Origin of the sequence: Paenibacillus cisolokensis (genome assembly GCF_050481165.1) — a bacterium.
GTDB lineage: Bacteria > Bacillota > Bacilli > Paenibacillales > Paenibacillaceae > Paenibacillus_AH > Paenibacillus_AH cisolokensis.
Window position 1 is genome coordinate 29912 of the sequence record NZ_JBCNFP010000056.1, and the last position, 24692, is coordinate 54603.

The window sequence follows — 24692 nt, forward strand, 5'->3', positions numbered from 1 at the left end:
TATCAACGGGCATTTTGTGAGCCAATGCAGGTTATCCCGCACCAACTCCAAAATGCCCGCAAATGGTAAATCCGCAATCCCTGATGTTGATTCCGTAATGCCTGCAAATCCGTATGCCAAACGTTAGTCCCGCAAACCTTACACGTTGACTCCGTATGCCAACGTTGATTCCGCAAACCCTAAACGTTAAATCAAAGTATGCCCAAACGGTGTTTCCTAAAACCCTAAACGTTGAACCCTTAATCCCTAGCGAGACATGGCATTAGACCATCAATACAACGTCAAATATTGATCGCGTTCCCACTGATGCACTTGCGTGCGGTACATATCCCATTCGATTTCTTTCAGTTCGTAGAAATGGGCCAGAGCGTGGTCGCCGAGAGCGTCGCAAATGACTTCATCGCGCAGCAATTCGGAGAGCGCTTCTTTCAAATCGGCCGGCAGACTCGGGATCCCTTCTTCGATCCGCTCTTCTTCGGTCATGACATAAATGTTGCGGTCGGTCGGCGCAGGCAGCGGCAGCTTGTTGCGGATGCCGTCAAGCCCGGCTTTCAGCATGACAGCGAGCGCCAGATACGGGTTGGCCGCCGGGTCGGGATTGCGCACCTCTACACGGGTGCTGAGCCCGCGGGATGCCGGAATCCGGATCATCGGGCTCCGGTTGCTTGCGGACCAGGCTACATAGCAGGGCGCTTCGTAGCCCGGAACGAGACGCTTGTAGGAGTTGACCGTCGGATTCGTAATGGCGGCGATCGCACGGGCATGCTTCAAGATGCCTGCCATATAATGACGCGCCGTATCGCTGAGACCGAGCTTATCGTCCTTGTCGTAGAACGCGTTCGTGCCGCCGACAAACAGCGACTGATGGCAGTGCATGCCGGAACCGTTCACGCCGTAAAGCGGCTTCGGCATAAACGTCGCATGCAGGCCGTGCTGGCGCGCGATCGTTTTGACAACCAGCTTGAACGTTTGGATCTGGTCTGCCGCTTTCACCGCATCGGCGTATTTAAAGTCGATTTCGTGCTGACCGGGAGCCACTTCATGGTGGGACGCTTCGATTTCGAAGCCCATCTCTTCCAGCGTCAGTACAATTTCGCGGCGGCAGTTCTCGCCGAGATCGGTGGGCGCAAGGTCAAAATATCCGCCCTGATCGTTCAGTTCGGTCGTCGGATCGCCTTTCTCATCGGTTTTGAACAGGAAAAACTCCGGCTCCGGTCCGACGTTCATCGCCGTAAAGCCGAGTTCTTCCGCTTCCCGCAGCACGCGCTTCAGAATGCCGCGCGGATCGCCGGCGAATGGGGTGCCGTCAGGCATATAAACGTCGCAAATCAGCCGAGCGACGCGGTCTTCCGTCACCCACGGAAATACGACCCATGTATCGAGGTCGGGATACAGATACATATCCGACTCTTCGATCCGGACATATCCTTCGATCGACGAGCCGTCGAACATCATTTTGTTGTCGAGCGCTTTTTCCAACTGGCTGAACGGGATTTCCACATTTTTAATCGTGCCCAGCAGGTCGGTAAATTGCAAACGAATAAATCGGACGTTCTGCTCCTTGGCAATGCGCATGATGTCCTCTTTCGTGTAGCTCAAAATATCATCTCCTTATGACTGGATTACCGCATCTCTTACCGCTTATAGAAGTGGGACAACTGGCCTTGGATCATGGACGCTTTGCCAGGTCGTTTCTCGAGCAGCTCCCGCTTCAACAACCGATGCAACTGCGGCTCGGACAGCTCGCGACGTTTGACTTCGGATTGCTCGCTCAGGACGGTCGCTTCTTCCGACTCTTTGGATACCGGATTCATGACTTGCTTGATGCCGGCAATGTTGACGCCCTTCTCGATCAACGCCTTGATCTCCAGCAGCCGCTCCACATCGTTAAAGGAAAACAGCCGCTGATTGCCGGCGGTTCGCGCCGGAACGATCAGTTCGTGCTGCTCGTAATAACGAATTTGCCGGGCTGTCAGATCCGTCAGTTTCATGACGATGCCAATCGGGAAAAGCGCCATATTTCTGCGTATTTCGTCACCCATGTCGCATCAACCTTCCACCTCGCGGAGTTATTAATCCCATTGTAACCCTTTGCACAAAATGTGTCAAGGTGTGTTAGGTTTAATCACAATTAATTCACGATTTACCATGTTGGACAATGCGGTCAGAACGCCGAATTTGACGTGAGCGTAAGTCAGACCGCCCTGCATATAGGCGATATACGGCTCGCGAATCGGCGCGTCGGCCGACAGCTCCAGACTGCCGCCCTGAATGAACGTCCCTGCCGCCATAATGACCGGGTGCTCGTAGCCCGGCATATCCCAAGGCTCGGGAACGACATGGGCGTCGACCGCCGCCGCCTGCTGAATGCCCTGCACGAAAGCGATAAGCAGTTCGGGACTGCCGAAACGGACCGCTTGAATCAAGTCGGTGCGCGGCGACTGCCAATCCGGCCTCGTATCGAAGCCGAGCATGGAAAACAGCGCAGCAGCGAACACGCTTCCCTTCACGGCTTGTCCGACCAGATGGGGCGCCAAGTAGAGCCCTTGATACATCGACCGCAGCGTCCCCAGCGTTGCGCCGACCTCGCCGCCGATGCCGGGAGCCGTCAGGCGATATGCCGCCGCTTCCACCGCCGCCGCGGTGCCCGCGACATAGCCTCCTGTCGGGGCAAGGCCTCCGCCGGGGTTTTTAATGAGCGAACCGGCAATCAGATCGGCGCCGACCTCGGTCGGCTCGCGCTCTTCGGTAAACTCGCCGTAGCAGTTATCGACGAAGACGAGCGCCTCCGGCTTCAACGCCTTCACCCGGCGGACCATCTCTCCGATTTCCGCCACGGTGAACGAATTCCGCCAGGCGTATCCGCGCGACCGCTGAATGCCGATCACTTTCGTTCGCTCCCCGATTGCCGCCGCGACGCCGTCCCAGTCGACTCCGCCGTCCGGCGTCAACGCCACTTCGCGGTAACGGACGCCCCAGTCCTGCAAGGAGCCTGTCCCGTCACCGGGCTTGCCGATCACCTGATGAAGCGTATCGTATGGCGACCCGGTAATATAGAGCAGCTCGTCGCCCGGCCGCAGCAAGCCGAACAGCGCACAGCCGATCGTATGCGTCCCGGACACAAAATGCGGCCGCACAAGAGCGGCCTCTGCGCCGAACACATCAGCGTAAACGAGATCGAGCACCTCTCTGCCCGAATCGTTATAGCCGTATCCCGTCGAACCGTTAAAATGAAAATCGCTTACACGATGACGGCGGAAAGCGCGGATCACTTTCCACTGGTTTCTCTCGGCGATCCGGTCGATTTCCCGGAACCTCCGTTCGGCCATCCGCTCCGCGTCATCGGCAAGCTTCATCAGACTTTCCCATACATGATCGTTCATTCGTTCCTTATCGCTCAATCCGAAATATCTCCCTTGCTCATTTCATTCCTTATTCATGGACGCTGCTCCAAATATTCATGAAGCGGTCCGCCCAAAACTTCGAAATCCTGCTTGTTCAGCTCCACTCTCAGCAGCAGCTTGTCCCCTGCCGTCTCTCTGTCGACCACTTCGCCTATCCGGTACGCGAGCGCGATCAAATCGCCGCGTTCCGCCGGCAGCGCAAACGTGCGGGTGTCTCCGGCCAGCTTGTCCTGAATCTTCTGGCGCAGCCGCGCGAGATCTTCTGCGTCGTAGGCGCTGATCAGCATCGTATCGCTGTCCGATGGCAGCAGCCCGAACGAAGCCGCCCCCGCCCCGCCGCATAAATCTTTTTTGTTGAAAATCGTTAGCTGCGGCTTGTCCGCGGCGCCCAGTTCGGACAAAATCGAGCCGACGACGCGCATCTGCTCTTCCCGCATCGGCGAGGAGCAGTCGATGACATGCAGCAACAGATCGGCTTCGTTTACTTCTTCGAGCGTAGCCCGAAACGCAGCCACGAGATCGTGGGGCAAATTTTGAATAAAGCCGACCGTATCGGTCAGCAGCACTTCCTTGCCGCTCGGCAACGTCAACATTCTCGACGTCGGATCGAGCGTGGCGAACAGCCGGTTCTCGACGAGCACATCGGCGCTGGTCAGCTCGCGCAAGAGCGTGGACTTGCCGGCGTTCGTATAGCCGACCAGCGCGACCTGAACGACGCCGTTCTTGCGGCGCCGTTCGCGGTGCAGCTTGCGATGGCGCACCACATCCGACAGCTGCCGCTTCAGGTCGGCGATTCGTTCCCGAATATGCCGCCGATCCGTCTCCAGCTTCGTCTCTCCCGGGCCCCGCGTGCCGATGCCGCCGCCCAGCCGTGACAGATTGCGGCCCTGACCGGACAACCGCGGCAGCAGGTAGCTCAGCTGCGCCAGCTCGACCTGAATGATGCCTTCCCGCGTCTTGGCCCGCTGGGCGAAAATATCCAGAATAAGCTGCGTCCGGTCGATGATTTTGGCGTCGAGCGCCTCCTCCAGATTGCGCACCTGGGCGCCCGACAGCTCCTGGTCGAAAATGAACGTATTCGCGCCGCGCTCATCGCCAATCGCCTTCAATTCCTCCACTTTGCCTTTGCCGACGAACCACTTCGAATCGGGCGCATCCCGATGCTGCGTCACGGTCGCCGCCACATCGACGCCGGCCGTTTCCGCCAGGTTCACGAGCTCCTGCAAGGAATGCTCCGGATCGGCGGAGCCGCGGCGAATTTCGGGAGTGATAAGCGAGACCAAGACGGCGCGGTCTTGCACAAGCGTATTCGTTTCGTAAGTCGTTTGTCGCATAGACGGCTCCTTTACATCCAGGTTTCGTTACGTTTTGGCATCCCATTTCAAATCTTCCGGACGCAGCGACATCAGCTCCTGCCGGCCCGGCACCCCGCTCGAATATTGTCCGAGCAGCCGGACGGCCTGATGCCGGATCGATTTCTCGATGATATTGCGGACGTAGCGCGCATTGCTGAACGCGTACAGCGACGCGCTCTTCTCCTGCATCAAATGCTGGCGCAATTTAAAAACCGCCTGCGGAAGCATATAATAGTCCCGCTCTTTCGCCATCTGTTCCGCGATCTGGATCAACTGGTCGATCGTATAATCGGGAAAATCGATCTGGATCGGGAATCGGGACGGCAGTCCGGGATTGGTGAGCAAAAAGCGCTCGATCTCGGCCGGATACCCGGCCAAAATGAGAATGAATTGATTGCGCTGGTCCTCCATCGCCTTTACCAGCGTATCGATCGCTTCCTTGCCGAAATCTTTCTCCCCGCCTCTGGCAAGGCTGTAGGCTTCGTCCACGAACAGCACGCCGCCAAGCGCCTTCTTCACGAGGTCGCGCGTCTTCTGGGCCGTATGACCGATATATTCGCCGACAAGGTCTGCCCGCTCCACCTCGATCAGATGGCCTTTGCTCAATACGCCCATCTTCTGAAACAGCTTGGCGACGATGCGCGCGATCGTCGTCTTCCCCGTCCCCGGATTCCCTTTGAAAATCATATGATAGACATGCGATCCTCCGGCAAGACCCGCTTCGGCCCGCATTCGGCTGACATGGAGAAGCGCGTAAATTTCATAGATAAGCGACTTGACGTTCTCCATGCCGACCATCGTTTCCAATTCCTTCTGAATTTCGGCATAGTGATCGCCTCCCGGCAGCGGTTTGACCGCCGGCAGCGGCTCGCTCTCCGCAGCCTGCGCCGCCGCGACAGCCGCGGCAGCCTCATGGCTGCGCAGAACCACGTTGATCTGGCGGGACGGTCTGGCGTTGCCGTTCTTCGTTCCCGAGATGACAGGTCCGTTCATCCGTTGTATCACCCATCCTTCGCGCGTCGCTGCTGGCGCCTCTCGCGAAGCCGGGACAGTCCCGGCTCGTAAACGCCGCAATAACAGTGTATTCTAGCGGCGTCTTTCATATTAGAAGTTTTGAAATGCGGGAACGGGAGAACCGAGCCCCCAGCTCATCAGCAGCTTGTCCACATGCCATTTCGTCAAAGCGAGCACTTCCCTCGATTCGTACCGGGCGGCGGACAGAACTCTGGATTTCACCGCGGCGACCGTCGTATTCGTATATCCCAAATAATCGGCAATATCGCCGGATCGCTTCGCATGAAACGTATGCGTAATAATCAGTGCGCTTTTCCAGCCTTGCTTATCCATTATTTTCTTGCTGTACAACAAGTTTTCGTAAGTGTTCGTCGCGTCGTTTTCCAGCCTGATATGTTCCCCGGGAATTTGCTGTTTCACCAAATAATTGCGCATGCCTTCGGCTTCCGTCAACGCAGCGCCTTCGTAGTCATAGCCGCCGGATACGATGATCCGGGATATGTATCCCGACTTGTACAAATCGACGGCGTGATCGAGCCTTTCGCGCAGCGCCGGGCTCGGCTCGCCGTCCCACAGCGCCGCGCCCAGCACGATGCCGACGTCAGCGGTCGGCATCGGCTTAGGCGGCTTGTATTCGTGGATCGCCCAAAATTGATAGCCGATCCAGAACGCGGCGATCGCCACCGCCCAGGCGGACAGGCGCAGCGTGACGTAAAGCGGTCTTCTTTTTTTGCCCCGCCGCTTCATGATTCGCTCAGTTCCCCTGTCCGTTCGCCGAGCAGCTTGCGATGCTTCAGGCTGAGCGCGAAATACCGGAACCGCCCGTTGCGGATCGCCGACAGCAAACGGCCGGCCGTCTTGCGCGCGAGTGCCGCATCTTTCCCGCTTACTTCGCCTTGCCGAACGGCGTCTTCCAGTTCATCCTCGTCCATCAGGTACACTTCGCCTGACGGCAGCACAACGACATCCAAATACAAATCGTCGAACCAGGGAACCTGCTGATCGGTTAGCCCTTGCGTCTTGCAAACATCGATATACCACTGTACGACGCGTCCCTTATCGTCAAACATCGTCGTCACGACAAAGTGTTCTCCCCGCGGAAAATGCTGCATCCACAAATACCCTTTGTCCGCCAGACAGAGGCGCCTGCCGTTGTACTCTTTCCAGAGCGGCTCGCGCAGTTCGTGGATGCGGTAAAACGTCACGAGTCCTTTGAACTCTTCGCCGTCGATGGCCAGGCACGTATAACTTTTGCGCAAGATACGCCGCCAGTTGGCCCGATCTGAAAATTTACGTTTCATACGGCACGTACCTCTCCATTTAGGATGCGAAAAAGTCCGCCACAAATCGGTGACAGTTCTTCTCGAAAACAACATTTATTCATGTGAAAAGCTTACCACATCTTCACGCCCATCTCCAGCGACCGAAAAAAAATAAACCGGGCCTGCGAAAGCTCCGGATAAAACGGGAAAGGAGCGCGTTGCCGCGCCCCTCTCGTCACTCCTCGATGATCGTGACTTTCTCGATCTTCACTTCTTCCAGCGGCTCGGTCTGCGCCTGATAGACGTCGCTCCAGCCGACAGGCGTCCGCGCCAGCTCCAGCACCGTCTCCATGCCGCTTTCGACTTTGCCGAAAATCGTATAGTTCGGCATCTGGTTCAAGTTTTCCATATCCGGCCCGGTTCCGATGAAAAACTGGCTGCCGCCCGTGTTCGGCTTGCCGGTGTTCGCCATGGCGACGATACCGGGCTCATAACGAAAACCGGTGTCCAGCTCGTCGGGAATCGTGTAGCCCGGGCCGCCGGTGCCGGTGCCGTCCGGATCTCCGGTCTGGATCATATACGACTCGATGATGCGGAAAAAGGGAAGACCGTCATAAAACCCTTCGCGTGCCAAAAATACAAAATTGTTGACCGTCGTCGGCGCTTCTTCGGCAAACAGCTTGACGGTGAACTCCCCTTTGTTCGTTTGGAAACGGGCTTTGTACGTCTTGTTCAGATCGATCGTCATGTCCGGCATTTTGTCCCATCGCATGACGCGTTCATTCGGCTCTTCGCCCGTGACGGCCGAATTTGCATGTCGGGCTTGTCCGCACCCGGTCAACAGCAGCACGAACGCCGCTGCCGCCCCGATTATCGGCACAAGCCGCATTCGGTGCATCATTCGGATTCCTCCGTATCCCTTATTCCCGCTTTATTGGCGCTCGCGGCTCTGTCTGCCGCCATTGCCGCGCTCGGGCGCATCGGCGGCCGGACCGGGCAGGTTGAGACTCTGCACGCTTCCCGTCCCGAATCCGGCTTCATCGGCCGGCGGCATCTCCGTTCCCGGCGCGTTGCCGCCGTCGGTGCCCTGTGCGTTACCGTCATCGGTACCCGGCGGCTCATTTCCGCCGCCGTCGGTTGGCGGCGGCGTTACGCTGCCGTCAGGCTGCTGTCCTCCGCCATTCTCGCCCGGAGTCTGCGCACCGCCATCCGGCGGCGTACCGTCTTGAGACGAACCGTCCTCGCCTTGTCCGGGAGCGGAAGCGCCAGGCGTATTCGTATTGCCGTCATCCGGCGGGACGTCCGCGTTCCCGTCGTCCGTATCCGGCAGCTCGACCGGCGGCTCCTCGGTGATCGGCGGTTCCGGCTCTTCCGGAACGATGATCTCTTCATCGACCTCGACGGTGAGCCGGTCGGACGGCGAACTCTCCAGATTGCTCTGCGCGTCGTATGCCGTAATGTAGTATTGATAAGCCATTCCCGGCGCGACGTTCGTGTCTTCGGCCCCCGTCGCGCCCACCATGTCGAGCAGCCGGACGAACTCCGAGTTCGAGACGGCTTTGCGGTACACGCGGTACACGATATTGTCGCCGTCAACACCGTTCCAGGACAGCTTCACCGACTTCGATTCGGCGTCGTAGTACGCGGTCAATCCGCCCGGTCGCGAAGGCGGCGCCGCCTCCTTCACCCCTTCGGGCTTGCCGAAGCCGGAACTCGGTACTCCCCGGAGCGCCTCGCTCATTACGGTGCTGAACATGGCGGCCGCGGTGCCGCTGCCTTCCTTCAGCACATGTTCCCTGTCTGTTTTATCATAGCCCATCCAGACCGCCGCCGTCCACTCCGGCGTGTAGCCGACGAACCAAATGTCGCGGTTCGCGCTCGATTCGAAGCCCGGAATGCCGTGCTGCGTCGTGCCGGTCTTGCCGGCCACCGGACGGTCGATTCGCGCCCGGCGCCCCGTGCCGCCTTCCTCCTGCACGACGGCCTGCAGCATTTCGGTCATATACCAGGCCGTCTCCTTGCTCATCAGCCGCTTCGGTTCCGGCGCCTTATATTCGTAAATCGTCGAGTTGTTGCCGTTCACGATTTTGCGGATCGCATGGGCGTCGACTTCCATGCCTTCATTGGCGAAGGCGCTGTATCCGACCGCCATCTGCAGCGGGGTGACGCCATAAGTCAAGCCGCCAAGCGCGATCGACAGATTACGGTCCGACTCGTCAAGATTGAAGCCGAGCCTGTTCGCGAATTCAACGCCCTTCTCGACGCCGATTTCGTTCAGCAGCCATACGGCCGGCAAGTTCCGCGACTCCTTGAGCGCCTGCTTCATGCTGACCGGTCCGATATATTTCACCCGGTTGGAATCGGTCGGACAATAATTGCCGAAGCATTGCTTGTCGTCGCGCAGCGTCGACGTCGGCAGCCAGTCGCCCGTTTCGAGCGCCGGTCCATAAGACGTGATCGGCTTGAACGCCGAACCCGGCTGGCGCGGTACCGTGACGCGGTTCAGCCCTTTTTTGGCATAGTCCCGCGCGCCGGCCATCCCTTGAATCTCGCCGTTGCGGTGATCCATGATCACCATTGCTCCCTGCACCTTCAGGTCGTCAGGGCTTTTCTCGAAGTTGTCGTCATCGGCAAAAGCTTTCTCCACCGCCTGCTGGGCTTGCGGATTGACGGTCGTATAAATGTGGTAACCGCCGATGCTCAGTTCTTCTTCGGTCATGCCGGTCACCCGCATCGCCTCTTCGATGGCGTAATCGACGAAGACCGAATATTTCTCCTCCCGCTCTTCTTCCTTATGCTCGATCGGCGTATAGTCGACCGCTTTCGCTTCGTTCATTTCCTGCTCGGTAATGATGCCCTGCTCATACATCAGCTGCAGGACGACCGCCCGCCGTTCCTTGGACAGCTCCGGATTGCTGATCGGGTTGTAGCGCGATGGAGCCTTCGGAATGCCGGCAAGCGTGGCGATTTCCCACAGCTCCAGCTCATCCAGTTCTTTGCCGAAATAATATTCCGCGGCCGCTTTGACGCCGTATTGGCGTTTGCCGAAAAAGATGCGGTTCAAATACATTTCCAAAATTTCGTCTTTCGTCAGCTGGTTTTCCAGCGCCACTGCGATGGAAGCTTCCGTCGCCTTGCGCAGTATCGTCTTGTCCGAACTGAGGAACAGATTTTTGGCAAGCTGCTGCGTAATCGTGCTTCCGCCTTCGACCATCTCGCGCGCGAGAATGTCCTTGACAAGCGCCCGGCCGATCGCCCATACATCGATGCCGGAGTGCTCCTCGAAACGTCTGTCCTCCGTCGCGATGACCGCCTGCTTGAGCAGCTCCGGAATTTCGTCGAACGAGGCGTTTTCGCGATTTTCGTGAAACAGCGTGGCGATTTCGTTCCCGTTCGCGTCGTATACGACGGACGTTTCGGGCAGAACGAGCTTGTTCTGGTTTTCGGCCAAAATCCGCTCTCCGTTTAAAATAATGAGCAAATAACCGATAATACCGCAAATGATTCCTGCGGCGGCCGCAAAAAACAGAACGGTCAACAGTCTGCGCAGCGTCAGCCGTTTCTTCTTCCGACCCTTTTTCGTATTCGACTTTTTGGTGTCCGCAGCACTTCTGCCGCGCGGTTGATCAGCCATGGTGTCGACTCCCCTCCTGCTGATTCTAGTATTGGAAATAACGCGATTCGCCATTCCCGTTGCTGGGCCTGCCGGCATCTCCAACACTTCTTTATCTGCATCCGAGCGGATAAGAAAAGAACAACCCTGCGTGGAGCGGGTTGCTCTTGCATACCGCTATCAAGTTAAACGCGACAAAAAGCCAAAAAGTTTCAATGCCTGTTTCAGGCCTCCGCCGAATGATCTTGCGCAAGCGAAACGTTGCGCTGCGGGGTAAACGTGGAAATGGCGTGCTTGTATACCATTTGCTGACGGCCGTCGCTGTCGATGACGATGATGTAATTGTCAAACCCTTTAATGACGCCCCGGATTTGAAAGCCGTTCGTCAAATAAACCGTCACCGGCACGCTGTCTTTGCGCAATTGGTTCAAAAACGTATCCTGAATATTGATCGATTTGTTCATTGGACGTTACCCCCGTCGAAAAAAAGATTGGTAAGAAGTACATTCAAGATGGACTCCAAACTTTCCTGCTATTATAGCATGAATCATCTCCAAATTCTTGTGAAAATTTTCCCCCATATCGACCCAGTGAATATCTTTCATTCGCCGAAACCAGGACAATTGACGCTTGGCAAATCGTCTCGTATCGCGTTTGAGCAGGTACACCGCTTCGTCCAGCGTGCACGCGCCGTCGAGGTAGAGCGCGATTTCCTTGTAGCCGAGTCCCTGCATCGAAACGGCGTCCCGGGGAACGCCGGCGGCGAGCAGCTTCCGCACCTCGTCGACCAGCCCTTCCTCCAGCATCCGGTCGACCCGCTCGTCGATCCGCCTGTACAAGGCGGCGCGGTCCATCGTCAGACCTATCATACACAGTTCGTAGGGAGACTGCTTTTTTTGTCCTTCCAGCTGCTTGGACAAAGGGATGCCGGTCAAATGATGCACCTCGAGCGCCCGGATAACGCGTCTGATATCGCGCGGGTGAAGACGGTCCGCCGATTCCGGGTCGACCGCCCGCAGCCTTTCGTGCAGCGCCTGCTCCCCGAACCGTTCGGCGTAACGCCGCTGCTCCTCGCGGAACGCCTCGTCAGCGCCGGAATCGACGAATTCGTAATTGTAGCACACCGATTCCACATACAGTCCGGTGCCGCCCACAATAAACGGAAGGCGGCCGCGCGACGAAATATCGGCGATCAGCCCGCGGCATCTCCGCTGGAATTCGGCGACGGAGAACGGATAATCCGGTTCGTACTCGTCAATGAGATGGTGGGGAATGCCTTCGCGCTCTTCGGGCGCGATTTTCGCGGTTCCGATATCCATTCCCCGGTATACCTGCATGGAATCGCCGGAAATGATTTCCGCATTCCATGTTTTGGCGATCTCGATGCTTAATTGCGTTTTGCCTACGGCCGTCGGACCGACGAGGACGAGAAGCGGCGGTTTATATGCGGCGGGAACGGTCAATCCGAATCACTCCATAACCGATTTTCGATGTTTTTTTGACCGGGCAGCGCTCGAATCCGAGACGCTCGAATTCATCGCTTGTCCGGCTTTCTTTCATCATGACGCATTTGCGCGCGACGCGGATCGCGTGCCCGACCGTCTCCCGCTCGAGCGAACCGTAATTGGCAACCGGACGAATCGGTTCGAGGGCGCTCGATTCATAGACCGGCTCGCGAAACATCGGATCGAAATAGACGATGTCCACACTGTCGTCCGGCAGCGCGGCGAGATATTCCCGATGGTCGGCGAGACGAGCGTCGATCCGTCTCATCGCTTCATTCGCGTCGGGCAAATCGGTTTCATAATGCTTCCAACCTTCGCGGACAACGACATGCAGGACCGGCTCGCTCTCGAGCGCGGTGACGCGGCCGCTTTGCCCGACGGCATAAGAGAAGACGAGCGCGTCGGAGCCGAGACCGGCCGTACAATCGAGCACGCTGTCGCCCGGCTCGCACCCGGACAGCTCGATCATCGGGTCGGGCTCGCCGTTTCGCAGACGCTTCACCCGGACGAACGCCATGCTCGGATGAAAGTAGAGCAGCGTCTCGGTATCGCCGTCGTAATAGCGCAGCTCCTTGTCCGACACGACGAGCAGCCGGGGGTCGCGGTAATGCTCCATCAGCTGCCGCAGCGTCCGTCCGCGGCGGGCGACAAGACGGGCGCCCAGTTCCCGCGCCAGTCCCTCCGCGCGCGCCAGTACGGCGTCGGCTGGATGATGAGCGGTCGTGACGATCATGACATCACCCGTTTGAACATTTTTTCCAGTTGATAGGTCGACATATGAACGACGATCGGCCTGCCGTGCGGGCACGTATAGGGCTGCCGGCATGCGGCCAAGCGGCGGATGAGCGTTTCGCCCTCCTCGCGGGTCAGCCGCTGGTTCGCTTTGATCGACGCCTTGCAGGAACACATAATGGCGGCCTTCTCGCGAAGCTTGCCGATATCGATATGCCGCTTTTCCGACAGCACCCACTCGATCATCTCTTCGACGAGCGCCTGCTCCTCGCCTTTCGGCAGCCATTCGGGATGGTAGCGGACGAGAAATCCGTGCGGGCCGAACGGCTCCAGCCCGATCCCCGCCTCGGCGAGCGTGTCAAGCCGCTCCCGCAGCAGCGCCGCCTCCGCGGGCGTATATTCGAGCGTCATCGGCACCAGCAACGGCTGGCTGGCCGGTTGCGGGTTCGCGAATTTGCCGAGATAAAATTCGTAATGGATCCGTTCATGGGCGGCATGCTGGTCGATCAAATACAGTCCTTCCTCGTTCTGGGCCACAATATACGTCCCGTGCAGCTGGCCGATCCAGGAAAGCTCCGGGAACGCGTCGGCACGGGGACCGCCGGGCTCCGCGCCGCCGTCCGGCAGGCCCGCGCCGGCGGTTTCGGCTGCGTCGAGGCCGCTTTCGGCGGTGCCGCCCGAAGCGCCGGCCGCATCCGTGCCGCTGCTTGCTTCCGCGGCATAAGCTTCGGCCGCCGGCGCGGCTTCGCGCCAGGACGGCGCTGCGGGCGGTTCCGTCCGGCCGGGGGCGTATGTGCGAAGACCGTCGTCGTTGCCGCCAGCTGCCATCGTCTCCGCGCGCAGTCCGCCGCCGGCAGCGTTGTCCGCTTCTCGTACAGCCGCGGAGTCTTGGACCGCTCCGCCGCCATCGTCACGGCGCTGCGGCATGGCCGCCGGCGCGTAGAGCCGCTCTGTCGCATCGCGCGGAATGTTGCGGCTATCCGGACGGGAACCCGCCGCGCCGGCGGCCCCGGGCGCATACGTGCGCGGGCCGTCTCCGAAGCCGTCCTCTGCGCGGTGGAACGCAATCCGGCCTTGCACATAGACCGGCTTGGAACGGTCGCGCGCGCCCGCGTCCGGACCGGGGATGTGCCGGATGCCGCTCAGCGCGTCCCGCACGGCATGCTCGACAAATTCGCGCAGCTCCGCTTCCTTGCTGAATCGTACTTCCATCTTCGAAGGATGGACATTGACGTCGATCAACGACGGATGCATGCCGATTTCCAGCACGGCGAGCGGATAGCGGTTGATCGGCAGCAGCGTATGATACGCCTGAATGACGGCCTGATTGACGATATAGGAGCGAATCGTGCGTCCGTTGACGATGACCGTCAAGCCGTTGCGGTTGGCCCGCGTCAGCTCCGGCTTGCTGATGTAACCGTTTAGATCGTAATCGGGATGCTCGGCCGACACCTTCAGCATCGCCTTCGCCGTGTTCGTGCCGTATATGGCGGCAATAACCTGCAGACGGTCACCTCCGCCCGTTGTACGCAGCAGCAGATTGCCGTTGTGGCGCAGCGTAAACGCGATGCCGGGATGCGCGAGCGCGATCCGGTTGACATAATCGGACAGATGACCGAGCTCGGTCTGGATCGATTTCATATATTTCAGCCGCGCGGGCGTATTGTAAAACAGATCACGCACGGTAATATCCGTCCCGCGCGGCGCGTTAACCGGCTCCGAGGCGACGACCGTGCCGCCGTTCATCGCCAGACGCCTGCCGAGACCGCTGTCGTCGCTCGCGGACACGCATTCCACGCGCGAAACGGCCGCGATGCTCGGCAGCGCCTCGCCGCGGAAGCCGAGGCTGGCGATGCGGAACAAGTCGCTGCCGCTTGCGATTTTGCTGGTGGCGTGGCGCTGAAACGCGGTCTCGAGATCGTCCGGATCGATGCCGCTTCCGTTGTCGGTCACCCGGATCAGCGAGATGCCGCCTTCCTCGACGGCGATGTCGATCGCCGTACTGCCCGCGTCGACCGCATTTTCCACCAGTTCCTTGACGACCGAAGCCGGACGTTCCACCACTTCGCCGGCAGCGATCTGATTGGCGAGCTGCTCGTCCAGTATCCGGATTTTGCCCATCGTCCTGCCTCCCTTCCTAATCGCGATCCGCTAGCTTCATCTTCGCCTCGTTCAGCCATTGGATCGCCTGCAGCGGGGTCATATTGAGCAGATCGAGCTTGCGAAGCTGGTCGGCGAGCCGTTCTGCCGCCGTCGCGGCCTTGCGCCGGCCGGCAGGCTCGGAGACCGCCGCTTCCTCGAACATCGCCAGCTGCACGACGGAAGCGCCGCCCGCATCCGGCGCCGGTTCAAGCCGGACGGCGGAACCGTCTTCTTCATCCCGCGCTGTCTCGGCCCCGGCCGCCGCTTCGGCTTCGGCTTCGGCGAGAGCTTCCGTCCCGCCGACGATCCGCGTGTCGCCCGATTTCCGTCCGTCGAAAGCCGGTTCCGCCTTTGCTTCGCTCGCGATTTTGGCGCCCGCCGTTATCCGTTCCATGCCGGACAGAAGCTCGTAAGCTCTGCCGATAATCGAATCCGGCAACCCCGCCAGACGGGCACAGTAGATGCCGTAGCTCGTGCTCGCCGCTCCGGGCACGAGCCGCCGCAGAAACGTAACGTCGTCGCCGGACTCCTTGACGGCCATGCAGACGTTGGCCAGGGACGACATCGTCTCCTCCAGGTGCGCCAGCTCGTGAAAATGCGTCGACACGAGCGCCTTGCAGCGTATCGTATCATGCACGTACTCGATGACGGCCTGGGCGATGGCCATTCCTTCGCCCGTCGACGTGCCGCGGCCGAGCTCGTCGATGATGACCAGGCTTTGACGGGTCGCCTTTTCGGTCATCAGCTGAATATCTTTCATTTCAACCATAAACGTGCTTTGTCCGCCGATCAGATCGTCCGCCGCGCCGATCCGGGTAAAAATGCGGTCGACAAGCGGTATCGACGCCGACTTGGCCGGTACGAAGCAGCCGATCTGGGCCATAATGCAAATGAGCGCCACTTGCCGCATATAGGTGCTTTTGCCGGCCATATTGGGTCCGGTAATGAGCAGCATCGAAGCTTGGTCCGCCGTCAGTGACGTCCCGTTGGCGATGAACGGCACGCCTTCCATGACCGCCTCCACGACGGGATGGCGGCCTTCCTCGATCAACAGGTCGAACCCGTCCGTTACGGCCGGACGGACATAGCGCCGCTCCGCGCTGACGGTCGCGAGCGACTGCAGTACGTCGATCGTCGCGACCGTTTCCGCCAGCTTCTGCAGCCGGTGCAGCTGCGCGGACAGATGATCCCTCAGCTCCAGGAAGCGCTCGTACTCCAGATCCACCATTTTCTCCTCGGCTTCCAGAATGAGCCGTTCCTTCTCCTTCAATTCCGGCGTGACGAAACGTTCCGCCCCCGCCAGCGTCTGCTTCCGCTCGTACCGCCCTTCGGGAAGCATATGCAGATTCGCTTTGGTCACTTCGAGATAATAGCCGAACACTTTGTTATATCCGATCTTCAACGATTTGATCCCCGTCGCCTCGCGTTCCTGCCGCTCAAGCTCGGCCAGCCATTTTTTGCCGTTCGCGCTGGCTTCGCGCAGCTTGTCGAGATATTCGTCGTAACCCGGTCGAATCAGCCCGCCTTCGCGGATGGATACCGGCGGATCGTCGACGATGACGGTATCGATCATATCCGCCAGATCGGCGCAATCGTCGAGCCCTTCGACCAGTTTGCCGAGCGTCTTCGACCCGGAAGACGCACACAGCGCGGCAAGGGCGGGAATGCGCCGGACAGACGCCTTGAGGGCGTTCAGATCGCGTCCGTTCGCGGTGCCGAAGGCGACTCTCCCGACAAGCCGCTCGAGATCGTAGATGCCGCCGAGCTGCTCCCTCACATCTTCGCGGATAATGAGATCGCGGTGCAGCTTGTCCACCGCCTCCAGCCGCTCTTCGATCGCAGCGACGTTCAGAAGCGGCTTGTCGATCCAGCGGCGGAGCAGACGGGCGCCCATCGACGTTTTGGTCCGGTCGAGCAGCCACAGGAGAGAACCCTTCTTGCTTCGGTCCCGCACCGTTTCGGTCAGTTCCAGATTGCGCCGCGTATAGTGGTCGAGCACCATGTACTGGCTCGGCTCGTACGCGCGAACGGTGCGGACGTGACCGAGCGATCGCTTCTGCGTCTCCTCCAAGTAACCGGTCAGCAGGCTGACCGCCCGCAGCCGGACCGGCGGCAGACGCTTCAGCTCCGCTTCGCCGAATTGGGCGGCAAGCCGTTCGTGCGGGATCGGCTCGCGGGGCGTAAACAGCACCGGCCGGTTCCAGGCAGCGGCGCCGCTGTGCTGCAGCTTGTCCAGCAGCCCGGCATCGCCGACGATTTCCGAAGGCCGGTACACGTTCACTTCGTCGAGCAGCATATCGTCGCGTGCCGCGAACGAAGTGACATACAGCTCGCCTGTCGTCAAATCGCACGAAGCGACCGCATATTCGCCGTCGCCGGCGGCGACGCTGACGATGAAGTTGTTCGCCTTGTCCGACACCGATTTCGCTTCCATGACGGTGCCCGGCGTGACGACGCGGACGATCTCCCGCCGCACGACGCCTTTGGCCGCCGAAGGGTCTTCGACCTGTTCGCAGATGGCGACTTTGTACCCTTTTTCAATCAGCCGGGCGATGTAGCTGTCGGCGGAATGGTACGGCACGCCGCACATCGGAATGCGCTCGTCCCCCCCGCCGTCGCGGCCGGTCAGCGTAATGTCCAGCTCGCGCGATGCCAGTATCGCGTCGTCGAAAAACATTTCGTAAAAATCGCCGAGGCGGAAAAACAGAAACGCGTCCTTCGCTTCCTCTTTAATGGCGAGATACTGCTGTATCATCGGAGTATATGTAGCCATAACGTCCTCCCGTTGGCCTTTATTGCATGCGAATATGTTTTAGAAAGAAGTTGAGAGCTTCGAAGAAACGTCAGATTCTTATTATAGCAGAAATCGGATGGACGGTGTCGGCCATTGTCCGGGTGGCGCGCAGCGCCCTGTCCGGCGGAGAGGTCTGTACGCACGGGGCGCGGGGAATCGTGCAACGAGCTTGGGAATAGAGCACCGTGCGTGGGTGTAGTACACGGGCGGGTAGCGAACCTGTGAGGCTTTATTTCCAGCCACGCCGTCGAGCGCACGGGAAATTGTGCATTTGCAAGGCTTTATTTCAAATCAAGCAAGCCCGCTAGCGCGGGCTGCCCCGATACGGCCGTTCTCCGCCTTCACGTTTGCCGACGCTCGCTTTGCCTACGCTCGCTTTGCCATCACTCAGTTTGCCGACGCTCGCTTTGCCATCGCTCAGTTTGCTGCCGCTCTGTCTGCCGCCGCCATCTTTACCGGCGCTCGCTATGCCGCTGCCCCGTTCCTCGCCGTTCCGCTTTCCGCCGACCGGAACGGCACCGCTGCCGGCGAACGGCGGAATCCGCCACTTCGCGCGAATATCGGCGCGCTCGTCCCATGTCTTGCCGCTTCGCGCGGCGCCGAGCAGCGGCTCGATCCAGCGCGAGAGCGCCGCATAGCTGTCCGTCTTGGCCATCTCCGCGGCCAGACGGTCCAGACAGCCGGCGAGCTCCGAACGGTCGCCGGCGTAATACGCTTGCACCCACCGCTCCTCCTCGGCCGGAGCGTAGGCAAGCGTCCAAGCCTCGCGCGCGCACAGGAGCGCCAGCGCGAAGGCGGCGCGGGCGGCTGCCGGCGATACGAGCCAGCTCGGCAGCGTCCGGTACTCGAACCCGCCATGCGGCTGCAGGCGGAAGTCCCCGAGCGCGCCGTATCGGGGACGGCGCTTGCGCCCGGCGGGGTCCTCCACCATCGCGAGCGGAAATGCCGCGTAGCTGTCCAGCAGGCGCAGCAGCCGGCCGGTCAGCGGCACGCCGCTCAGATGGATATGCCCGCCGAGCGCCAGTCCCGGCACGGGCATGCCGCCTGCGGCCCAGCGCAGCCGGTCGGTGCCGGGGCGGGACGCCGCATAACGCAGCAGCCGGCGAAGTTCCGCCGCCAGCGCTTCCGGGTTGTCCTGCGGCTCCGGGCGCAGCTCCGCGACCGGCCGCAGCAGCCGGCGGCGGACGAGCACCGCGTCCGTGCCGGCTTCGGCGGCCCGGAAATACCGGTCGGCCGACGCGATCGTGCCGTCGGCGCGCAGCAGCACGAACTCGGGATCGGCGCCGATCAGCAGCGGCTGCTCCGTCGAACCGTCCCCCAAGCGGACGGTTCGGTGCCAAGCAGCGAAACGATCCAGCGCCGTTCCCCATAAGCCCCCGGCATACAGCCGCTTTCCCGGGAGCTGGACGGAACGGATGGCAGCGCGTCCGCCTCCGTCGACCGCGACCAGCACCTCGCCAAAGTCAAGCCCGAGCGCATACAGCGCCTTGACCGCGGCCGCCGCGGCACGGCGAAGGAGCGGGTCCTTGAGCCGGCCCGCCTCTTCATCGCGCGGCGGCAGCTCCGTCGCCGCGCCGCCGCCGTAACGCCAGTGCGCGCCGTCATCGGCCGGGCCGTACAATCGTCTGACGGCAAGCGCCTGAAGATGAAACACGGGCACGCGATAGACCCGCTGATCGTCCGAACCGTCGCTCACGGAAAGCCCCGCCCGCTTCAGCCTGCGACGCCATTCGCCGTCGGGAAGCCGGGCCAGATCGCCGGCGTGGGCGTTCAACACCCACCCCGGGTGCATGCCGCGTTCCCGGTAAGCGGGATGGCCGGGCTGCGGACGCCCTCCGCCCCATACGACAATAGCGTCGTCCGGCCCCGGTCCATCGGCCATCGCCGCATTACAACCGCCGGACGCCCGCCCGCCGGACAAGCTTGCCTTCCCGTCTAGCTCCTCAGACCGCCCGCCGGACAGGCTTGCCTTCCCGTCTAGCTTCTCCGCTCGCCCGCCGGTCGGGTTGGTCGAATCCGCGGACGAACACGCCTTTCGCCAGCCGCCGCTGTCGCCCAGCCATATCCAGACGTCGCCCGCCATCGGACGCCCCCCTTTTTGTCAGGACGATTATGCAAGTTCACCGCCGTCATCCGGCACCGCAACGCTTAGACGCACACGAAGGCGCCGCAAATGCCGCAAATGCCGCGAATCGGGCAGGGGACACGCGTTCAAGCCAAATAAAGAAAAAGAAAGAGGGCTCCCGCCCTCGAATCTTTCCCCTCCCGCGCATACGATACAGTAACCCGAACGACATCGCCGAAGTTACAGTTCGTCGTCCAGCAGATCCGGGTCCAGATCCTCGAAGTCGTCGTCGCCGATGCCGAATTCGATGTCCTTGCCGTCCAGGTCATCGCATCCGTTCGGGTTTACCGCCACGCAAACCTTCGTTTCCGCAACCAGTTCCACCGCAAATTCGCGCTCCACCCGAATGGCGACGCTCGAACCGTTCGAGGAGATGTTAGCCTCGATGCAGTTCGGTTCCTGGGTCGCATCGGCGGACACTTCTTCGGTCGAAGCTCTATGTTTCGGATCTACATACGAAAGCGGTACGTTTTCGACGTACGACACTGTCTCCTTGGCTACGTCCGTTTGTGTGTTTTTGTTGTAGGAATACCAGATGTTAATATCGTAAGTACCGATCACCTCAATGCCGTCGCCCGATCGCACCGCTTCATACTGATGGTTGATAATCCATGCGCCCAGGATGCTGGTCGGATGGTGAGGCGGCGTAACGGTATGGGTCACGGTGGAAAACTTACGACCTTTGCCGCAAACAGCTTTCGTTATAATCTCTCTAAATTGAAGCTGTTTATCTGCTAATGCCATCGCTATAACCTCCTCCATACAATCATTCATTAAAGTGTATGCAGGACATTCGTCTAGGGTGACTAGTTTCTTTCCCCGGGCGGCAACGAATTTTCCCGTTCTATTCTATGCAGATGCGGCTCGCCCGAATGACTTTTCTTTTTCCAGCGTCTGGCTATCGCAAGACAACGCTCCAATTCATGGCACAGCTGCAGGATTGCCGCCCGCACTTCGAACTCCTCGCGCGTTCGCGGCAGCTCCATTCTTTTAAAACGCTCTTTCAAACGATGCAGCTTTTCTTCCACTTCCCCCTTGTAAACGTCGGATTTTACATCGTCGGCCAGATGGTCGAACAGCTTCGCCACCAGCTCCCCTTGCGGCATCTTTTCATAGACAAAAGCAAGCTGGACAAGCATCTGCTGAATCGCCTCGAGCTGCTGTCTGCGCATCTCGAAATACGTTTCCCAGTAAGAAGGCGCGCCCCACAGCCGGTTCTCCCGGCTCAGCTCCGCAAGCCTCGCGCCTTCCTCGCACGCCGCATGCGCCTTCAACAGCTCCTGTCCGTCCCACAGACGGGCGGGATTGCGCAGCGTCGCAGCCATCTCGCGCAAAATGCCGCCGAGCGACTCCTCCAGCTCTGTCCGGCAACGGACAAGCTTGTTCTCTTCCCTCGGCATGTAGATCATATTAATGACGGTTGCCCACCCGAGACCGGTTACGAGCAGCAATATTTCGTTGGCGATCACCCCGGCCGTCACCTCTTCCTTGGCGAACACATGAAACACGATGACCGAGCTCGTCACGATGCCGTCCTTCAGGCCGAGTCTGGAAAGCACCGGAAAGACGATCAGGATGAACAGGGAAACCGCGGGCAAATGAAAGCCCAGAACGATGAAAATGATCGATGCCAAAAAAAGCCCCAGCACCGAAGCGACAAATCGGGCGAAAGAGCTTTTCAGCCCTTTCATCCGGGTCGCCTCGACGCCGAGGATTGCCAGCAGTCCTGCCGAAACCGGCGGATCGAGTCCGATGGTAAGTGCAGTATAGATAGCCGCCAGCGCGGCAATGGCGGTCTTGATTACACGCATGCCCATTGTTGTACCTTCCGTTCGGATAAGTCGTTTTCCTTCTTATCCTAACGTTCCCGCCACCCCGCCGTCAACTTGCGCTCCAACGCCGCCACGAGCTGGTACATCACCGTCGCTACCGCGGCGATGACGACAAGGCTCGACAGCACCAGCGTGAAATTGAAAACCTGAAAGCCGTAGATGATCAAATAGCCGAGTCCGAGCTTCGCCACCAGAAACTCGCCGACGATTACGCCGACCCACGCCAGCCCGACGTTCACCTTCAGCGTCGAAATGATGACGGGGAACGAATCCGGCAGCACGACAAGCCGGAACAGCTGCGCCCGCGTCGCCCCGAACAACCGCACCACTTTGACGAATCCGGATTCGACATCCCGAAAACGGTTGTAAATATTGATCGTCGTTATGATGACCGTCACCGACAGCGTCGTCGCCACGATCGACATAAAACCGGGACCGAGTCCGACGATAAAAATCGGGCCGAGCGCCACCTTCGGCATGCTGTTCAGCACGACCAGGTACGGATCGAGCACCCGGGACAGGAAAGGCGACCACCACAGCAGCACGGCGAGCGCGGTGCCGAGCAGCGTTCCGAGCAGAAATCCCGCCGCCGTCTCCGCAACCGTCACCGCGATATGCGGCCAAATCGTGCCGCTCGCCATCGTGGAGACGATCTGCTCCAGCAGCCGGCTCGGATAACTGAACAGCAGCGGGTCGATCCAGCGGAGCCGGCCGGCCGTCTCCCACAAGCCGACGAACAGTGCGAGCAGCAGCGCCTGCATCCCCCATACCGCAAAGCTGATCCGACGCTGCCGCGCCAGATGCCGGCCATGCAGCGCCGACAGCAGCTTCTCCCTCTCTTCGACAACGCCGGATACGAGAGCGGCCGTTTCGTCCTGTCCGGCATGATGCCCGGAGACAGAGACGCCGGCCGCGCCTTTCATGCCGTCTCGCGGCAGCGGCACTTGACCGGCCTTCCGCCCGACCGCCGAAAATGCCGAACGCTCCGGCCGAACCTTGCGCAGCCGGCGCGGCTTCCCGTTGTTCCGTTCATCCATGGCGCTCCCCCTCCTCCGTCCGGTTCAGCTCGCTCCACAGTTCCTCGAACACCTCTTGAAAGCCGGGCTGCTTGCGCGCTTCCGTCGGGCTCGCCGAACGGAGCTCTTCCGGAATGTCCAGCTCCCGCAAAATGCGGCCGGGCTGTTTGCCGAGTACGATGACGCGGTCGCTCATCGCCGCCGCTTCGGCCAGATCGTGCGTGACGAGCACCGCGGTTTTGCCCCGCCGGCGCAGCGTCTCCTGCACCAAATCCTCGAGCTGCAGCTTGATGTGCAGATCGAGCGCCGAGAACGGCTCGTCGAGCAGCATCACTTCCGGCTCGGTGGCTAGCGTGCGGGCGAGCGCCACCCGCTGCCTCATGCCGCCGGACAGCTCGTGAGGGTAGCGTCCGCCCGCGCCGGAAAGACCGAGTTCCTCGAGCAGCCGGTCTACGGCTTCCAGCGCAGCTTTCGTGCGGCGGCCGGCAATTTCCAGACCGATTGCCGCATTATCCCGAATCGTCCGCCAGGGGAACAGGTAATCCTGCTGCAGCATGTACCCGACCTGCGGCGACGGACCGGTGACCGGCACGCCCGCCAGCAGGACGGAACCTCGCGTCGGAAAGAGAAGACCGGCGAGCAGGCTGAGAATGGTCGTCTTGCCGCACCCGCTCGGCCCGACCAGCGCGACAAATTCGCCCGGACGAACGGCCATATTCAACTGTTCGACCGCCAGGGACGCTCCCTGGTCGTTTACGTATACATGGGACACGTCAATGAGCTCCAGCATATTCCCGGTTCGCATTCCGCACCTCCCCTTTCTGCAGCCCTAATGCCGCGGGCCTCATCAAGTTCCCGGTAACGTTCTAATCGCCCTGGCCCGCAGCTTTCCCGATCGCCGTCTCCGCGAAAGCCGTATCGACCAGTTCCTGATGTTCCGTCCGCTTCGCCAGCTCGCCGGCCGAAGTCATGACATCGAGCAGATTGTTCCATTCGCTCTCGTCGACGATCGGATCTTCGGCGAACGATCCCTGGCTCTTGTACCGGTCGATCGAGCTGACGACGATGTCGCGGTCGACATCTTCAAAATACGGGAGCACGACGTCCGCGATCGACTCCGCATCGTTGTCGCGCACCCACTGCTGCGCTTTGTAAACGGCATTCGTAAACTTTTGGATCGCTTCCCTATTCTTGTCGATATAGCTCTGTTTGGCCATAAATACGGTGTACGGCAGCTTGCCGCTTTCCACTCCGAACGACGCGACGACGCGCCCTTTGCCCTCCCGCTCGAATATCGACGCCTGCGGCTCGAACAGCTGCACGTATTCGCCGGTGCCCGAAGCGAACGCCGCCGCAATGTTCGCAAAATCGATGTTTTGAATCAAATCGAGATCCGCATGCGGATCGATGCCGTTCTTCTTCAGCGTAAACTCACCGGCCATCTGCGGCATACCGCCTTTGCGTTGACCGAGAAAAACGCTGCCCTTCAGCATGTTCCAGTCGAATTCGCCGTCCAGCTTGCGCGCGACGAGGAATGTGCCGTCCGTTTGCGTCAGCTGAGCGAAATTGATAACCGGATCATCCGCACCCTGCTGGTACACATAGATGGACGTCTCCGAACCGACAAGCGCCACATCGATCGTGCCCGACAGCAATGCCGTCATCGTCTTGTCGCCGCCGAACGTCGTGGTCAGCTCGACCTCCAGTCCTTCTTCCTCAAAAAAGCCTTTCTCGATCGCCACATATTCCGGCGCATAGAACAGCGATCGCGTCACTTCCCCGATCCGAATCTTCGTCGCGCCCTCATTCCGGCCGCATCCGGCCAGCAGCGCCGCGAATAACAGCGCGACCGCCAATGCGGCCGGCAACCATATTTTTCTACGTCTTTTCAAAGTCAT

At 60.1% G+C, this 24692-nt stretch carries 20 protein-coding genes; all 20 read right to left on the reverse strand.

The window, feature by feature from the left end; translation table 11 throughout:
• Positions 1–270: 270 nt before the first annotated feature.
• Positions 271–1599, reverse strand: coding sequence for a type I glutamate--ammonia ligase (gene glnA / locus ABEV74_RS09600; RefSeq protein WP_062492900.1), 1329 nt, complete (start codon positions 1597–1599; stop codon positions 271–273).
• Between the two features lie 35 nt (positions 1600–1634).
• Positions 1635–2042, reverse strand: a complete 408-nt coding sequence (locus ABEV74_RS09605; RefSeq protein ID WP_062492899.1) for a MerR family transcriptional regulator — start codon at positions 2040–2042, stop codon at positions 1635–1637.
• 63 nt (positions 2043–2105) lie between these two features.
• Positions 2106–3356 carry a methionine gamma-lyase family protein gene (locus ABEV74_RS09610; RefSeq protein ID WP_244863296.1) on the reverse strand — a complete coding sequence of 417 codons (1251 nt, stop codon included), beginning with the start codon at positions 3354–3356 and terminating at the stop codon, positions 2106–2108.
• Positions 3357–3436: 80 nt separating this feature from the next.
• Entirely contained in the window at positions 3437–4738 is a 1302-nt protein-coding gene (gene hflX / locus ABEV74_RS09615; RefSeq protein WP_430145502.1) for a GTPase HflX, read from the reverse strand.
• A gap of 27 nt (positions 4739–4765) precedes the next feature.
• Positions 4766–5752 (reverse strand): AAA family ATPase, encoded by a 987-nt coding sequence (locus ABEV74_RS09620; protein ID WP_213528261.1) that lies wholly within the window; start codon positions 5750–5752, stop codon positions 4766–4768.
• A 111-nt stretch (positions 5753–5863) separates the two neighbouring features.
• Entirely contained in the window at positions 5864–6520 is a 657-nt protein-coding gene (locus ABEV74_RS09625) for a YdcF family protein (protein WP_430145504.1), read from the reverse strand.
• Positions 6517–7074, reverse strand: a complete 558-nt coding sequence (locus tag ABEV74_RS09630; RefSeq protein WP_062492895.1) for a ribonuclease FAU-1 family protein — start codon at positions 7072–7074, stop codon at positions 6517–6519. The genes ABEV74_RS09625 and ABEV74_RS09630 overlap by 4 nt, the downstream gene beginning before the upstream one ends.
• Positions 7075–7270: 196 nt before the next feature.
• Positions 7271–7936 (reverse strand): peptidylprolyl isomerase, encoded by a 666-nt coding sequence (locus ABEV74_RS09635; protein ID WP_430145506.1) that lies wholly within the window; start codon positions 7934–7936, stop codon positions 7271–7273.
• A 30-nt stretch (positions 7937–7966) separates the two neighbouring features.
• The gene (locus ABEV74_RS09640; RefSeq protein ID WP_430145509.1) at positions 7967–10669 is read right to left on the reverse strand and encodes a PBP1A family penicillin-binding protein; all 2703 of its coding nucleotides are present in this window, start codon (positions 10667–10669) and stop codon (positions 7967–7969) included.
• 203 nt (positions 10670–10872) lie between these two features.
• Complete coding sequence (hfq, locus tag ABEV74_RS09645) at positions 10873–11112, reverse strand: RNA chaperone Hfq (RefSeq protein WP_062492892.1); 240 nt, start codon at positions 11110–11112, stop codon at positions 10873–10875.
• A gap of 6 nt (positions 11113–11118) precedes the next feature.
• Positions 11119–12111 carry a tRNA (adenosine(37)-N6)-dimethylallyltransferase MiaA gene (gene miaA, locus ABEV74_RS09650; protein ID WP_430145513.1) on the reverse strand — a complete coding sequence of 331 codons (993 nt, stop codon included), beginning with the start codon at positions 12109–12111 and terminating at the stop codon, positions 11119–11121.
• Positions 12089–12886 carry a class I SAM-dependent methyltransferase gene (locus tag ABEV74_RS09655; protein ID WP_430145516.1) on the reverse strand — a complete coding sequence of 266 codons (798 nt, stop codon included), beginning with the start codon at positions 12884–12886 and terminating at the stop codon, positions 12089–12091. Before ABEV74_RS09655 ends, miaA begins: the two co-directional genes overlap by 23 nt.
• The gene (gene mutL / locus ABEV74_RS09660; protein ID WP_430145518.1) at positions 12883–15006 is read right to left on the reverse strand and encodes a DNA mismatch repair endonuclease MutL; all 2124 of its coding nucleotides are present in this window, start codon (positions 15004–15006) and stop codon (positions 12883–12885) included. The genes ABEV74_RS09655 and mutL overlap by 4 nt, the downstream gene beginning before the upstream one ends.
• Positions 15007–15022: 16 nt before the next feature.
• Positions 15023–17800, reverse strand: a complete 2778-nt coding sequence (gene mutS / locus ABEV74_RS09665; protein ID WP_430145521.1) for a DNA mismatch repair protein MutS — start codon at positions 17798–17800, stop codon at positions 15023–15025.
• A gap of 325 nt (positions 17801–18125) precedes the next feature.
• Complete coding sequence (locus tag ABEV74_RS09670; RefSeq protein WP_430145523.1) at positions 18126–19904, reverse strand: putative amidoligase domain-containing protein; 1779 nt, start codon at positions 19902–19904, stop codon at positions 18126–18128.
• A gap of 222 nt (positions 19905–20126) precedes the next feature.
• Complete coding sequence (locus ABEV74_RS09675) at positions 20127–20690, reverse strand: outer spore coat protein CotE (protein ID WP_062492886.1); 564 nt, start codon at positions 20688–20690, stop codon at positions 20127–20129.
• 62 nt (positions 20691–20752) lie between these two features.
• On the reverse strand, positions 20753–21763 hold the full coding sequence (locus ABEV74_RS09680; RefSeq protein WP_213528249.1) for an aromatic acid exporter family protein: 1011 nt from the start codon (positions 21761–21763) through the stop codon (positions 20753–20755).
• 41 nt (positions 21764–21804) lie between these two features.
• Positions 21805–22815 (reverse strand): ABC transporter permease, encoded by a 1011-nt coding sequence (locus ABEV74_RS09685; RefSeq protein ID WP_430145526.1) that lies wholly within the window; start codon positions 22813–22815, stop codon positions 21805–21807.
• Complete coding sequence (locus ABEV74_RS09690) at positions 22808–23599, reverse strand: ABC transporter ATP-binding protein (RefSeq protein ID WP_430145528.1); 792 nt, start codon at positions 23597–23599, stop codon at positions 22808–22810. Before ABEV74_RS09690 ends, ABEV74_RS09685 begins: the two co-directional genes overlap by 8 nt.
• Before the next feature lie 61 nt (positions 23600–23660).
• The gene (locus ABEV74_RS09695; RefSeq protein ID WP_430145531.1) at positions 23661–24686 is read right to left on the reverse strand and encodes an ABC transporter substrate-binding protein; all 1026 of its coding nucleotides are present in this window, start codon (positions 24684–24686) and stop codon (positions 23661–23663) included.
• Between the last annotated feature and the right edge of the window lie 6 nt (positions 24687–24692).